The sequence below is a fragment of the Thauera butanivorans genome, assembly GCF_048398245.1.
Classification (GTDB): Bacteria; Pseudomonadota; Gammaproteobacteria; order Burkholderiales; family Rhodocyclaceae; genus Thauera; species Thauera butanivorans.
The window spans coordinates 3,288,393-3,301,593 of the sequence record NZ_CP183038.1 but is presented as its reverse complement, the minus strand read 5'-3'; the positions used below and the strand labels follow the sequence as shown (position 1 = coordinate 3,301,593).

11 protein-coding genes are annotated in these 13,201 nt (G+C 68.4%); 7 read left to right on the top strand and 4 right to left on the bottom strand.

Annotation, left to right across the window (positions count from 1 at the left end):
• Positions 1-3 precede the first annotated feature (3 nt).
• The 7 genes from ACNQFN_RS15985 to ACNQFN_RS15955 all read left to right on the top strand — a co-directional run bounded on the left by ACNQFN_RS15985 (position 4) and on the right by ACNQFN_RS15955 (position 6,633).
• Positions 4-960, top strand: a complete 957-nt coding sequence (locus tag ACNQFN_RS15985; protein WP_068639562.1) for an ABC transporter ATP-binding protein — start codon at positions 4-6, stop codon at positions 958-960.
• Entirely contained in the window at positions 957-1,718 is a 762-nt protein-coding gene (locus tag ACNQFN_RS15980; RefSeq protein WP_068639563.1) for an ABC transporter permease, read from the top strand. The genes ACNQFN_RS15985 and ACNQFN_RS15980 overlap by 4 nt, the downstream gene beginning before the upstream one ends.
• Positions 1,719-2,015: 297 nt before the next feature.
• A complete protein-coding gene (locus tag ACNQFN_RS15975; protein WP_418646977.1) occupies positions 2,016-2,288 on the top strand; it encodes a hypothetical protein in 273 nt (90 codons plus the stop codon).
• A 63-nt stretch (positions 2,289-2,351) separates the two neighbouring features.
• The gene (locus ACNQFN_RS15970; protein WP_418646976.1) at positions 2,352-3,107 is read left to right on the top strand and encodes a GntR family transcriptional regulator; all 756 of its coding nucleotides are present in this window, start codon (positions 2,352-2,354) and stop codon (positions 3,105-3,107) included.
• A gap of 117 nt (positions 3,108-3,224) precedes the next feature.
• On the top strand, positions 3,225-4,175 hold the full coding sequence (gene puuE, locus ACNQFN_RS15965) for an allantoinase PuuE (RefSeq protein WP_418646975.1): 951 nt from the start codon (positions 3,225-3,227) through the stop codon (positions 4,173-4,175).
• Between the two features lie 229 nt (positions 4,176-4,404).
• Positions 4,405-5,904, top strand: a complete 1,500-nt coding sequence (locus tag ACNQFN_RS15960) for an NCS1 family nucleobase:cation symporter-1 (RefSeq protein WP_068639499.1) — start codon at positions 4,405-4,407, stop codon at positions 5,902-5,904.
• 12 nt (positions 5,905-5,916) lie between these two features.
• On the top strand, positions 5,917-6,633 hold the full coding sequence (locus ACNQFN_RS15955) for an aspartate/glutamate racemase family protein (RefSeq protein WP_418646974.1): 717 nt from the start codon (positions 5,917-5,919) through the stop codon (positions 6,631-6,633).
• A 148-nt stretch (positions 6,634-6,781) separates the two neighbouring features.
• Here ACNQFN_RS15955 and guaD read toward each other — a convergent pair whose 3' ends face one another.
• From guaD to xdhA, 4 genes are read right to left on the bottom strand one after another with little or no spacing between them, the layout of a single operon-like run.
• Positions 6,782-8,092 (bottom strand): guanine deaminase, encoded by a 1,311-nt coding sequence (gene guaD / locus ACNQFN_RS15950; RefSeq protein WP_418646973.1) that lies wholly within the window; start codon positions 8,090-8,092, stop codon positions 6,782-6,784.
• Positions 8,093-8,150: 58 nt separating this feature from the next.
• On the bottom strand, positions 8,151-9,197 hold the full coding sequence (xdhC, locus tag ACNQFN_RS15945; protein WP_418646972.1) for a xanthine dehydrogenase accessory protein XdhC: 1,047 nt from the start codon (positions 9,195-9,197) through the stop codon (positions 8,151-8,153).
• On the bottom strand, positions 9,194-11,545 hold the full coding sequence (xdhB, locus tag ACNQFN_RS15940) for a xanthine dehydrogenase molybdopterin binding subunit (protein WP_418646971.1): 2,352 nt from the start codon (positions 11,543-11,545) through the stop codon (positions 9,194-9,196). Before xdhB ends, xdhC begins: the two co-directional genes overlap by 4 nt.
• Complete coding sequence (gene xdhA, locus ACNQFN_RS15935; protein ID WP_418646970.1) at positions 11,542-13,095, bottom strand: xanthine dehydrogenase small subunit; 1,554 nt, start codon at positions 13,093-13,095, stop codon at positions 11,542-11,544. The genes xdhB and xdhA overlap by 4 nt, the downstream gene beginning before the upstream one ends.
• Positions 13,096-13,201: the final 106 nt, after the last annotated feature.

The window sequence follows — 13,201 nt, the reverse complement described above, 5'->3', positions numbered from 1 at the left end:
GCCATGCAGCCCATCATTTCCATTGCCGGTCTCTCCAAGATCTACGCCGGCGGCTTCGCCGCGCTGAAAGGGGTCGACCTGGACATCCGGCGTGGCGAGATATTTGCCCTGCTGGGGCCGAACGGCGCCGGCAAGACCACGCTGATCAGCATCGTCTGCGGCCTGGTCAACCCGACCGCCGGGCGGGTGACGGTGGGCGGCCACGACATCATCCGCGACTATCGCGCCGCGCGGGCGATGATCGGCCTGGTGCCGCAGGAACTGACCACCGATGCCTTCGAGTCGGTGTGGAACACCGTCAGCTTCAGCCGCGGGCTGTTCGGCAAGCCGTCGAACCCGGCCTATATCGAGGAAGTGCTGAAGGCGCTGTCGCTGTGGGGCAAGAAGAACGCCCGCCTGGTGTCGCTGTCCGGCGGCATGAAGCGGCGGGTGCTGATCGCCAAGGCGCTGTCGCACGAACCGCAGATCCTGTTCCTCGACGAGCCGACCGCCGGTGTGGACGTCGAACTGCGCCACGACATGTGGCAGCTGGTCCGCCGCCTGCGCGACACCGGCGTCACCGTGATCCTGACCACCCACTACATCGAGGAAGCCGAGGAAATGGCCGACCGCGTGGGCGTGATCAGCAAGGGCGAACTGATCCTGGTCGAGGACAAGGAGGCGCTGATGCGCAAGTTCGGCGGCAAGCGCCTGACGCTGCAGCTCGCCGCGCCGCTGGCGCAGATCCCGCCCGCGCTGGCGCGCTACGGGCTGGTGCTGGGCAAGGGGGGGAGCGAACTGGTGTACCACTACGAAGGCGAGGGCGGCGGACAGGACACAGCCATCGCCGACCTGCTGCAGGACCTGGGCCGCGCGGGCATCGGCTTTGCCGACCTGCACACCGAGCAGCGTTCGCTGGAGGAAATCTTCGTCGGCCTGGTCAGCGAGCGCGAACAGAACCAGACAGGAGAGCAAGGATGAACTGGCAGGCCGTACGCGCCATCTACCATTTCGAGATGGCGCGCACCCGCCGCACGCTGCTGCAGAGCGTGCTGGCGCCGGTGATCTCCACCTCGCTGTACTTCGTCGTGTTCGGCTCGGCGATCGGCGGCTACATTCCCGAAGTCGAGGGCGTCAGCTACGGCGCCTTCATCGTGCCCGGCCTGATCATGCTCAACCTGCTGACGCAGAGCGTGTCGAACGCCACCTTCGCGATCTTCTTCCCGAAATTCTCGCGCACCATCTACGAGGTGCTGTCGGCGCCGATATCGCATTTCGAGATCGTCGCCAGCTACGTCGGCGCGGCCGCCACCAAGGCGATCATGCTGAGCCTCATCATCCTCGCCACCGCCGCGCTGTTCGTGCCGCTGCGCATCGAGCATCCGCTGTGGATGCTGTTCTTCCTGGTGCTGACCGCGCTGACCTTCAGCCTGCTGGGCTTCATCCTCGGCATCTGGGCGGACAATTTCGAGAAACTGCAACTGGTGCCGCTGCTCGTCATCACGCCGCTGACCTTCCTCGGCGGCAGCTTCTACTCCATCGACATGCTGCCGCCGGCCTGGCGGACGGTGAGCCTGTTCAACCCGGTGGTGTACCTGGTCAGCGGTTTCCGCTGGAGCTTCTACGGCAGCGCCGACGTCGCGGTCGGTATCAGCATCGGCATGGCGCTGCTGTTCCTGGCGGTGTTCATCGCCATCGTGATGTGGATGTTCAGGACGGGCTACCGCCTCAAGCCGTGACGGGCGCCGGGCTGTCGACGCCCTCGAACACCTCGTCCAAGCCTACTTCCAGTTAGCCGTCAGCACCGCTGCGCGAGCCGCACGGTGCGGCGCCCGCGCGCCGGGTTTCCGGCTGCGTGCTTCACCACGCCTGCGATCCGGGGAACGGCCGGTACCGCCAAGCCTGCGCGGAAGCGGCGGGGCGCGCACGTCCGCCACGACCCGTTCCGCACCGGGAAATCGGCTCCGGCACCGCGAAATGGGCGTCGGCGGGCATCGACGCCGACGACGGCGAAGCCGCGCTCGCGGAGGTGGCGGGTGATCGGCTGCCCCGATCCGCATCCCATGTCCAGCCTCGAAGTGCCGCAGCAGCGCAACAAAGCCTTCCATCCACGTTTTTTCGAGAACCGGTTCGCCAGGACGGCTCCGGCCCGGACTGTCCTGGTGCCCGGGGCCGGCTGGAGCTTGTACGGCTTCGCAGGAAAGACGGTATGGGAATCGTGCATGTCGTTGCGAAGAAAACTGTGGTTAATTGTGTGCGATCAATCTTTTGAATGCATACAAAAAATTATTGTTTTATGTACAAATTGAAAATAGACTGCGATCAAAGACTGGCAGCCCACCTTCGCAGGCTGCCGATGACGGAGACGGCAAATGGGTAAGAAGCGCTCATCGATCGATCTCGGTGCGATGCAGGGTGAGGACGTGATGTCCGGCAACGGGCGTGACGAGGCGGTTTACCGCAATCTGTACGCCGCCATCGTCGAAAACCATCTCGAGCCCGGCACCAAGCTGCCCGAGGACACGCTGGCCGAGGCTTTCGGCGTCAGCCGCACCAGCATCCGCAAGGTGCTGCAGCGCCTGGCCCATGAGCGCCTGGTGGACATCCGCCTGAACCGCGGCGCCACCGTCGCCCAGCCCACGGTGAAGGAGGCGCGCGACATTTTCGCGGCGCGGCGCATCGTCGAATGCGGCGTGATGGCCCTGGTCGTCGCCAAGGCCACGCCGGCCGGGCTGGATGCGCTGCGCGACATCGTGCGCCGCGAACACGAGGCCGAAGCGCGCGGCGACCGGCGCGAGGCGATCTACCTGTCGGGCGAGTTCCACGTCGCGCTGAGCCGCGTGTCGGAGAACGAGGCCGTCGCCGAGATACTGGCCGGCCTGGTGTCGCGCTCCTCGCTGGTGATCTCCACCTATGGCGCGCCGATGGCCGGCAGCTGCCGCCATTCCGAACACGACGCGGTGCTGGAACTGATCGCCGCCGGCGACGCGGAAGGCGCGCGGACCTGGATGGAACGGCATCTGAAGGACGTCGAGCGCACCGTCGTGCTGGTCGAAGAGGAACCCTCCGCACTGGACCTGCGCAAGATCCTCGATGAGGTGGCGCGCCGCCACCGCGGCGAAGACTGAGTTTTCGGCCCCGCAGCCGAAGCCTTCATTGGCCGCCTGCCTGTCCCGATTTACGCCAACCCCGAGAACAACCGGCTTCGAAGCCGGATTTCCAATCCATTGCTGGAGGAGAATGCAATGACAGGCAATATCCCGATCCCCTCATCTGCGCCCTACCCCCGCGACCTGATCGGCTACGGCAGGAAGCCGCCGCACGCCAACTGGCCCGGGCGCGCCCGCATCGCCGTCCAGTTCGTGCTCAACTACGAGGAAGGCGGCGAGAACTGCGTGCTGCACGGCGACCCCGGCAGCGAGCAGTTCCTGTCCGAACTGTTCAACGCCGCCAGCTACCCCGAGCGCCACCTGTCCATGGAAGGCATCTACGAGTACGGCTCGCGCGTGGGCGTGTGGCGCTTCCTGCGCGAATTCGAGCGCCGCGGCCTGCCGATGACGATCTTCGGCGTGTCGATGGCGCTCGAACGCCACCCCGAACTCACCGCCGCCTTCAAGGCGCTCGGCCACGAGATCGCCTGCCACGGCTGGCGCTGGATCCACTACCAGAACACCCCCGAGGAGATCGAGCGCGAGCACATGCGCATCGGCATGGAGATCATCGAGCGCCTGACCGGCGAGCGCGCGCTGGGCTGGTACACCGGCCGCGACTCGCCCAACACCCGCCGCCTGGTGGCCGACTACGGCGGCTTCCTGTACGACTCGGACTACTACGGCGACGACCTGCCGTTCTGGACCGAAGTCGAAAAGACCGACGGCGACACCGTGCCCCACCTGGTCGTGCCCTACACGCTCGACACCAACGACATGCGCTTCGCGCTGCCGCAGGGCTTCTCGCACGGCGACGAGTTCTTCGAATACCTGCGCGACGCCTTCGACGTGATGTACGCCGAGGGCGAGGAACGCCCGGCGATGATGAGCATCGGCATGCACTGCCGCCTGCTCGGCCGCCCGGGCCGCTTCAAGGCCCTGCAGCGCTTCCTCGACCACATCGAGAAGCACGACCGCGTCTGGGTCTGCCGCCGCGTCGATGTCGCCCGCCACTGGATCGAAAACCACCCGTACCAGAGCAGATGAATTTACTGCCGGGGCCGGCCGTGTGTCCGGCCCCGGCACCCGAGCAGCCCCCGGAGGCAGTGGGGTCGCCAGCCGGAAAAGTACCGGTTTCAGATAAAACAAGGAGGAGAATCATGAGTTTGCATATCGGCCAGCATGGCCCTGATGAGACACGTCCCGCAACGCCGTTCGAGCCTTCGGCACGCCCGCGCGCGCAATATCGCGGCGGGTTCGGAGAAGGGGGTGCAGCATGAGCCACAGCGCATCTCTTGCCGATGACGGCAATCACGAGTTTGAAGTGCCTGCCGGGGTTTCGGCCGGTCTTTACAACCAGGATCTTGCACCCAGCAAGAAGGAGGGCCGTACCTGGAGCACCTACAACATCTTCGCGCTCTGGGCCAACGACGTGCATAGCCTGGGCAACTATTCCTTTGCCATCGGGCTGTTCGCGCTGGGGCTGGGCGCGTGGCAGATCCTGGCCGCGCTGATGTTCGGCGCGCTCTTCCTGTTCGTGCTGCTGAACTTCTCGGGCTTCATGGGCGAGAAGACCGGCGTGCCTTTCCCGGTGATGAGCCGGATCAGCTTCGGCACCCGTGGCGCGCAGATCCCGGCCTTGATCCGGGGCGGCGTCGCCATCGTCTGGTTCGGCATCCAGACCTACCTGGCCTCGATGGTGCTGGACGTGCTGCTGATCGCGATGATACCCAGCCTTGCGCCGCTGTCGCAGCAGATCGTCCTCGGCCTGTCGGTGCTGGGCTGGATCAGCTTCTCGATCCTGTGGGTGGTTCAGGTCATCATCGCCTGCTACGGCATGGAGAGCATCCGCAAGTACGAGGCTTTCGCCGGGCCCGTCATCCTGGTCACCTTCCTGTCGCTGGCGGGCTGGATGCTCTACAGCTCGGGTGGCAGGCTGGTCTGGTCGCAGCCCGGCGGGCTGACCGGCGGCGCGATGTGGGCGCAGATCCTGGGTGCGGCCTCGCTGTGGGTGGCGATCTATGGCACCTTCGTGCTGAACTTCTGCGACTTCACCCGCGGCGCGGTCTCGAAGAAGGCCATCGTGGGGGGCAACTTCTGGGGCATCCCGATCAACATGCTGATCTTCGGCCTGGTCGTCGTGATCCTGACCGGCGGCCAGCTGTCCATCGACGGCACGCTGATCCAGAGTCCGACCGACATCGTCCAGAAGATCCCCAACACCTTCCTGCTGGTAGTGGCGAGCTTGGCCCTGCTGATCCTGACCATCGCGGTGAATCTGATGGCGAACTTCGTCGCGCCGTCCTTCGCGCTGGCGAACCTGCTGCCCCAGTACCTGGACTTCCGCCGCGCCGCCGTGGTCAGCGCGATCATCGGTTTCGTCATCCTGCCCTGGAACCTCTACAACTCGCCCGTCGTGATCGTCTATTTCCTGGGTGGCCTGGGCGCCTTCCTGGGCCCGCTGTTCGGGATCGTGATGGCCGACTACTGGCTGATCCGCAAACAGAAGGTCGACGTTCCCGCGCTCTACACCGAGGACCACCGGGGCCCTTATCACTACGTCAACGGCATCAACCCTGCCGCGATCAAGGCGCTGGTCCCCTCGGCCCTGATCTCGCTGCTGTTCGCCTTCCTTCCGGCGCTGCAAGTGCTGTCGCAATTCTCGTGGTTCATCGCCGCGGGGCTTGGCGGGCTGTTCTATTACCTGATTGCGCCCAAGGGCGGAGTCTATGCCGACCGCGACGGCGAGGCGATCGCCGTGGCCACCACTCATTGACCGGAGAGACAGATGCGCATTCTGATCGTCAACGTGAACACCACCGCCTCGATGACCAAGAGCATTGCCGCCCAGGCCCGCAAGTTCGCGGCCCCCGGCACCGAGATCGTCGGCCTGACCCCGCGCTTTGGCGCCGAGTCGGTCGAGGGCAATTTTGAAAGCTATCTCTGCGCCGTCGGTGTCATGGATGCGGTGATGCGCTACGACCAGCCCTTCGACGCGGTGATCCAGGCCGGTTACGGCGAACATGGGCGGGAGGGCCTGCAGGAACTGCTCGAAGTGCCGGTGGTGGACATCACCGAGGCCGCCGCCTCGACTGCGATGCTCCTTGGCCACAAATATTCGGTCGTGACCACGCTGGACCGCGCCGTGCCCCTGATCGAGGATCGGCTGAAGCTGGCCGGGCTGGATGCGCGCTGCGCCTCGGTCCGGGCCAGCGGCATGGCGGTGCTGGAACTGGAAACCCAGCCCCAGCGCGCGGTGGAAACCATCGTGGCCCAGGCCGAGGCCGCGGTGCGCGACGATCACGCCGAGGTGATCTGCCTCGGCTGCGGCGGCATGGCCGAGCTCGAGGACAAGGTGCGCGAGCGGACGGGCGTGCCGGTGGTCGATGGCGTGGCCGCTGCCGTGGCCATCGCGGAATCGCTGGTCCGGCTGGGGCTGCGGACATCCAAGGTGCGCACCTACGCGCCGCCGCGCCCCAAGAGCATCATCGGCTTCCCGCTGTAAAGGGCGGCCGGCGCCGGGGCTTCGTGTTGTGAAACGAAGCCCCGGTGACCGCTGCCACGTCTGGCGGCGGACGGGCTATTGGCTCAAGCCGTGGCGGGCGCCGGGCCGTCGATGTCCTCGAACACCTCGTCCAGTCCGATTTCCAGTTTCAGCCGGGGCGCTGCCAGGCCACCCTGCCGAGCACATGGGTCGCCGCAATGCTGCGGTCGTCGCCCAGCATCATCAATACGAACAGGCGTTCGTCCAGGGTCTGCGCGCCTTGCATGCGCCGCGCCAGCAGCGGCGTGGCGGCCGGGTCGAGGACGACGAAATCGGCTTCCTTGCCGGGCAGGAAGTTGCCGATGCGCTCGTCCAGGTAGAGGCTGTGTGCGCCGCCCAGCGTGGCGAGGTGGAAGGCGCTGGCTGCGGACAGTTTCTGGCCCCCGAGCTGCAGCACCTTGTAAGCCTCGTTCAGCGTCTGCAGCATCGAAAAGCTGGTGCCGGCGCCGACGTCGGTGCCGATGCCGACGCGCAGGCCCAGCTCGCGCGCGCGCCCGAAGTCGAACAGGCCTGAGCCGAGGAACAGGTTGGAAGTCGGGCAGAAGCTGACGGCTGCGCCGGTGTCGGCCATGCGCCGGCGGTCGGTGTCGTCGAGCCAGATGCAGTGGGCGTAGACCGAGCGCATGCCGAGCTGGCCGAAGCGGTCGTAGACGTCCAGGTAGCTGCGCGCCTCGGGGTAGAGCTTCGCCACCCAGGCGACTTCGCCGCGGTTCTCGGCGACGTGGGACTGCAGGTAGAGCCCCGGGTGCTCGGCGTACAGACGGCCGGCAAGCCTCATCTGTTCGGGCGTGGAGGTGGCGGCGAAGCGCGGTGTGACGGCGTACTGCAGACGCTCGCGGCCGTGCCAGCGTTCGATCAAGGCCTGGGATTCGGCGTAGCCGCCGGCGGCGGTGTCGCGCAGGAAGTCCGGGCAGTGGCGATCCATCATCACCTTGCCCGTGATCATCCGCATGCGCCGCTTCAGCGCGGCTTCGAACAGCGCGTCGACGGATGTTGCATGCACGGTGGCGAAGGCGAGGGCGGTGGTGGTGCCGTTGCGCAGCAGCTCGTCGCAGAAGAATTCGGCGACGGCCCGCGCGTGTTCCGGATCGGCGAAGCGGGCTTCGGCGGGGAAGGTGTATTTCTCCAGCCAGGCCAGCAGCTGCTCGCCGTGGCTGGCGATGATGTCGGTCTGGGCGTAGTGGATGTGGGTGTCGACGAAGCCGGGCAGGATCAGCTTGCCGCGGTAGTCGGTCACCGGCACGTCGGCCGGCAGGCGGGCGAGCAGCTCGCCGGCCGGGCCGGTTTCGGCGACATGGCCGTCGCGTATCAGCAGCAGGCCGTCGGCGAAGTGCTCGATGGCGGCTTCGCCATGGCTGGCGGGGTCGGCGAGGAAGTGCAGGATCTCGCCGCGGACGGCGTGCAGGTCGGCAGGGTTCATGTCGGGCAGGCTCGGAAAGAAGGGCGGGAGCGGGCGGCAGGGCGAACGCGCATCGCCGTCATGCCGCGCGGTGGCGTTGTGCGGGACGCGCGGCGAGCGAGGCGCCGCGCAGCTGCAGCACTTCGGCGGCGATCGCGACGGCGATGACCGCGGGCTCCTTGCCGGCGAGGCCGGGTGCGCCGATCGGGCAGTGCAGGCGGGCGATCGCCTGCTCGCCGTAGCCGCGCGCGCGCAGGCGCTGCTCGAAGCTGGCGCGCTTGGCGTGCGAGCCGATCAGGCCGCAGAAGCGGAAGTCGCCGCGGTCGAGGATGGCGCGCACCAGCTCGAAATCCAGCGCATGGCTGTGGGTCAGCACCAGGAACACGGCATCGGCCGGGGCCGCGCGCACTTCGGCCTCGGGCATGTCGGTGCAGCGCACCTCGATGTTGTCTGCGACCGCGGCAGGGAATTCCTCGTCGCGCGCATCGACCCAGCGCATCCGCATCGGCAGGCGGCCGAAGACTTCGGCAAGCGCGCGGCCGACGTGGCCGGCACCGAACAGCACCACCTGCAGTTCCGGCGGCAGGCTGACGTCGAGCAGCGCGTCGATGCTGCCGACGGTCTTGCCCGCCAGCAGCGTGGCGCTGTCGGCGCTGCCGGCCAGCAGGCTGCGGGCGTGCTCGGCGAGGCGTTCATCGCCAGGCAACTCGGCCGGCTCCTCGTCGAACACGCGGACGGTGCCGTCCGTCAGGGATACCAGCCGCCCCCAGGGACGGCCCGCCGCGGCCCGGGCCTGTGCCACCTCGATCCAGCCGCGCTGGGCAGCGCCCACCGGTTCGAAGGCGAGCTGCATCACGCCGCCGCAGCACTGGCCGACGCTGGCGCCGAGCGGGAAGCGCACCAGGCTCGGAAGCGCCGCGCCGTCGGCAAGGCGCTGGCGGGCGAGGGCGATCGCGCGCAGTTCGAGCTGGCCGCCGCCGATGGTGCCGTGGCAGGCATCGGCGCTGACGATCATGCGCGCGCCGGGCGCGCGCGGCGTCGAGCCGCGGGTGGCGGCGACCGTCACCAGCACCGCCGGGATGCCGTCGGCCGCCCATCGTGCGAGCTGTTCGATCCAGGGCGTCATGGCCGGCTCCCCTCGCCGCAGGCCGCCCGTACCGCCTCGACGGCGTCGAGAATCGCCTCGGGCGTCGCCGGCGCGCGCAGCGGCGGGTTCGTCCGGCCGTCGCCGGCCGCGGCGATGGCGTCGCGGATCGCCAGCAGCACCGAGAAGGGCAGCAGCAGCGGCGGTTCGCCGACGGCCTTCGAGCGCAGGATGGTGTCTTCGTGGCTGTGGTTGCGGAACAGGCGGGTGTGGAACTCGGCCGGGCAGTCGTGGGCGGCGGGGATCTTGTAGGTCGACGGCGCGTGGGTCATCAGCCGGCCGTCCTTGTTCCACCACAGCTCCTCCATCGTCAGCCAACCCATGCCCTGGATGAAGGCGCCCTCGACCTGGCCGATGTCGATCGCCGGGTTGATCGAGTTGCCGGCATCGTGCAGCAGGTCGGCGCGCAGCAGCCGCCATTCGCCGGTCAGGGTGTCGACCAGCACTTCGGACACCGCGGCGCCGTAGGCGAAGTAGTAGAAGGGGCGTCCGGTCAGCGTGCTGAGGTCCCAGCTCAGCCTGGGCGTGGCGTAGAAGCCTTCCGACCACAGTTGCACGCGGGCCTCGTAAGCACGGATCACCAGTTCGGCGAAGGGCTGCACGGTTTCGCCAATTTCCACCTGGCCGTTGGTGAAGCGGACGGCGTCGGCACCGATGCTTCCGCCACCGTATGTGCCGGCGGCGAATTCGGCCAGGCGCAGGCGGATGCGGCGGGCGGCATCCTCGGCCGCCTTGCCGTTGAGGTCGGCGCCGGTGGAGGCGGCGGTGGCCGAGGTGTTGGCCACCTTGCTGGTGTCGGCGGCGGTGGCGCGCACCTGCGCCAGCGGGATGCCGAGCTCGTTGGCGACGACCTGGCAGACCTTGGTGTTGAGACCCTGGCCCATCTCGGTGCCGCCGTGGTTCACCAGCACCGAACCGTCGGTGTAGACATGCACCAGCGCCCCGGCCTGGTTGTAGTGGGCGACGTTGAAGGAGATGCCGAACTTCAGCGGCGTCAGCGCCAGGCCCTTCTTCAGCACCGGACTGGCGGCGTTGAAGGCGGCGATCCCGCGCCGGCGTTCGCGGTAGGCACTGCCGGCCTCGAGTTCGGCGACCAATTCATGGATCACGTTGTCCTCCACGCGCTGGCCGTAGGGGGTGAGGTCGCGCCCTTCGCCGCCGTAGAAGTTGAGCTTGCGCACGTCGAGCGGGTCGCGGCCGAGTTCGCGCGCGATGCTGTCGATGATGTATTCGATCGCGATCGCCCCCTGCGGCCCGCCGAAGCCGCGGAAGGCGGTGTTCGACTGGGTGTTGGTCCTGGCGCACAGTGCGCGGATGTCGACGTCGGACAGGTAGTAGGCGTTGTCGAAGTGGCAGATCGCGCGCGTCGCCACCGGCCCCGACAGGTCGGCCGAGAAGCCGGCCCGCGCGGTCATCTCGATGCGCGCGGCGAGGATGCGGCCATCGTCGTCGAAGCCGACGTCGTAGTCGTAGTGGAAGTCGTGGCGCTTGCCGGTGATCATCATGTCGTCGTCGCGGTCGGGGCGCAGCTTGACCGGGCGGCGCAGGCGCGAGGCGGCCAGCGCGGCGACGCAGGCGAACAGCGCCGACTGCGATTCCTTGCCGCCGAAGCCGCCGCCCATGCGCCGCATCTCGACGACGACCTGGTTCGCCGCCAGACCGAGGGCGTGGCCGACGACCTGCTGCATCTCGGTGGGGTGCTGGGTGGAGCACCACAGGTGGATGCAGCCGTCCTCGCGCGGCACGGCATAGGAGATCTGGCCTTCGAGATAGAACTGTTCCTGGCCGCCCACCTGCCAGCGGCCGGCGAGCCGGTGCGGCGCGGCGGCGAGGCAGGCGGCGGGATCGCCGCGCACCAGCTGCATCGGCGGCAGCACGAAGCTGTGCTGCTGCTTCGCCTGCAGCGGATCGAGCACGGCGGGCAGCGGCTCGTAGGCCACCTCGGCGCGGCGCGCGGCGCAGCGTGCGAGTTCGTGGCTTTCGGCGACCACGGCGAAGATCGGCTGGCCGACGTACTGCACCAGGCCGTCGGCGAGGATGGGATCGTCGTGGATGATCGGCCCGCAGTCGTTGCTGCCGGGAATGTCGGCGGCGGTGAACACCGCGATCACGCCCGGCATCGCCCGTACCGCGTCGAGCCCGAGCGCGGTGATGCGCGCATGGGCCTGGGTGGACAGCCCCAGCGCGGCGTGGACGGTGCCGGCGAGTTCGCGGATGTCGTCCACGTAAGTGGCCTCGCCGCTGACGTGCAGGTGGGCCGACTCGTGCGGGTGGCCGTGGTGCGCGGCCGGGGCGGCGGGCGAGGCCTGGGGGAGGGTTTCGGCTTTCATCGGGCGGCCTCGGGGCTGGGGAGGGGCTGGGACTGGGCGGCGAAGCTGTCGAAGGCGGCGAACACGCGCGTCTGCTGCGCGTCGAGCGGCGCCTCGGCACGGGTCTCGAGATGGAAGCGGCGCAGCAGGTTGGCGGCCGCACGGCGGCGGTAGCCGGCGCTGGCGCGCAGGTCGCCGAGCGGCGCGTAGTCCTGGTCCAGCGCCTGCAGCGCGGCCGCCAGCGCGGCTTCGTCCCAGCGGCGGCCTTCGAGCGCCGCCTCGGTGCGCAGGGCGCGCCGGGACGTTGCCGCCATGCCGCCGAAGGCGATGCGCGGGGCGCGCACGATGCCGTCCTCGAGCTGCAGGGCGAAGGCCGCGCACACCGCCGAGATGTCGGAATCGAAGCGCTTGGACAGCTTCCAGCTGCGCAGGCGCAGCGTCGGTGCGCGCAAGGGCACTTCGACCGCCTCGACGATCTCGTCGGCGGCGAGGTCCTTCTTCATGTAGTCGAGGTAGAACGCTTCCAGCGGCAGCGTGCGGCGGCCATGCATGCCATGCAGCACGACGCGGGCGCCGAGGACGATCAGCGCGGGTGCCGAATCGCCGATCGGCGAGCCGTTGGCGATGTTGCCGCCGAGCGTGCCGGCATTGCGCACCGGCAGCGAGGCGAAGCGCTCCCACAGCTCGCCCAGTTCCGGATAGCGCCGGCACAGCGCGGCGTAGGCGTCGCTCAGCGGCACCGCCGCGCCGATGCGCAGGAAGCCGTGCTGCTCGCCGATCTGCCGCAATTCCTCGACCCGGCCGACGTGGATCAGGTCGCCGACGTCGCGGAACTGCTTGTTCACCCACAGGCCGATGTCGGTACAGCCGGCCAGCAGGGTGGCCTGCGGCTTGCGGCTGCGCAGTTCGACGAGTCCGGCGAGCGTGCGCGGGGCATGGAAATGGCAGCCGTCGTGGGCGTAGTCGAATCCGCCGCTGCGGCGCAGGGCGAGCAGTCCGGCACGCAGGGCCTCGCGGTCCAGAACGCGTTCAGGCAGCTCGAACATGCGCTCGCCCGCCTCGATGATCGGCCGGTAGCCGGTGCAGCGGCACAGGTTGCCGGCCAATTGGCTGCGGATGCGGGCGGTATCGGGGCGGGTGCCGGCCGGCACGCAGTCGTTGTAGAGGTCCCACAGCGACATCACGAAGCCGGGCGTGCAGAAGCCGCATTGCGAACCGTGGCAATCCACCATCGCCTGCTGCACCGGATGCAGGCTGCCGCCGGCCTGGCGGCGCAGGTATTCGACGGTGAACACCGCCTTGCCGTCGAGCGCCGGCACGAACTGGATACAGGCATTGAGGCTGTAAAGCCGCAGTTCGTCGCTCGGTTCGCCACTCGGTTCCTCACCCTCGCCGGCGAGTTCGCCGACGACCACGGTACAGGCGCCGCAGTCGCCTTCGCCGCAGCCTTCCTTGGTGCCGGTCAGGCCGCGGTGGATGCGCAGCCAACTGAGCAGGCTGGTGGTGGTGGCGATGCCGGAGACCTCGACCGGCTCGCCATTGAGCAGAAAGCGGATTGCATCTGCGCCCATTGTCTCCTCCAGTGTGGAGCATGTGCCGTGCAGGTCGACCCGCCGAAGGCGGAGACGGTTGCACTGTACATGCCTGTATTCGTTGTTCGAGCCGGCAGGACCTGGC

Bases quoted from the DNA above. Each gene is read 5' to 3' on its own strand.
- ACNQFN_RS15985 (WP_068639562.1), top strand. From the start codon at position 4: ATGCAGCCCATCATTTCCATTGCCGGTCTCTCCAAGATCTACGCCGGC.
- ACNQFN_RS15980 (WP_068639563.1), top strand. From the start codon at position 957: ATGAACTGGCAGGCCGTACGCGCCATCTACCATTTCGAGATGGCGCGC.
- ACNQFN_RS15970 (WP_418646976.1), top strand. From the start codon at position 2,352: ATGGGTAAGAAGCGCTCATCGATCGATCTCGGTGCGATGCAGGGTGAG.
- puuE (WP_418646975.1), top strand. From the start codon at position 3,225: ATGACAGGCAATATCCCGATCCCCTCATCTGCGCCCTACCCCCGCGAC.
- ACNQFN_RS15960 (WP_068639499.1), top strand. From the start codon at position 4,405: ATGAGCCACAGCGCATCTCTTGCCGATGACGGCAATCACGAGTTTGAA.
- ACNQFN_RS15955 (WP_418646974.1), top strand. From the start codon at position 5,917: ATGCGCATTCTGATCGTCAACGTGAACACCACCGCCTCGATGACCAAG.
- guaD (WP_418646973.1), bottom strand. From the start codon at position 8,092: ATGAACCCTGCCGACCTGCACGCCGTCCGCGGCGAGATCCTGCACTTC.
- xdhC (WP_418646972.1), bottom strand. From the start codon at position 9,197: ATGACGCCCTGGATCGAACAGCTCGCACGATGGGCGGCCGACGGCATC.
- xdhB (WP_418646971.1), bottom strand. From the start codon at position 11,545: ATGAAAGCCGAAACCCTCCCCCAGGCCTCGCCCGCCGCCCCGGCCGCG.
- xdhA (WP_418646970.1), bottom strand. From the start codon at position 13,095: ATGGGCGCAGATGCAATCCGCTTTCTGCTCAATGGCGAGCCGGTCGAG.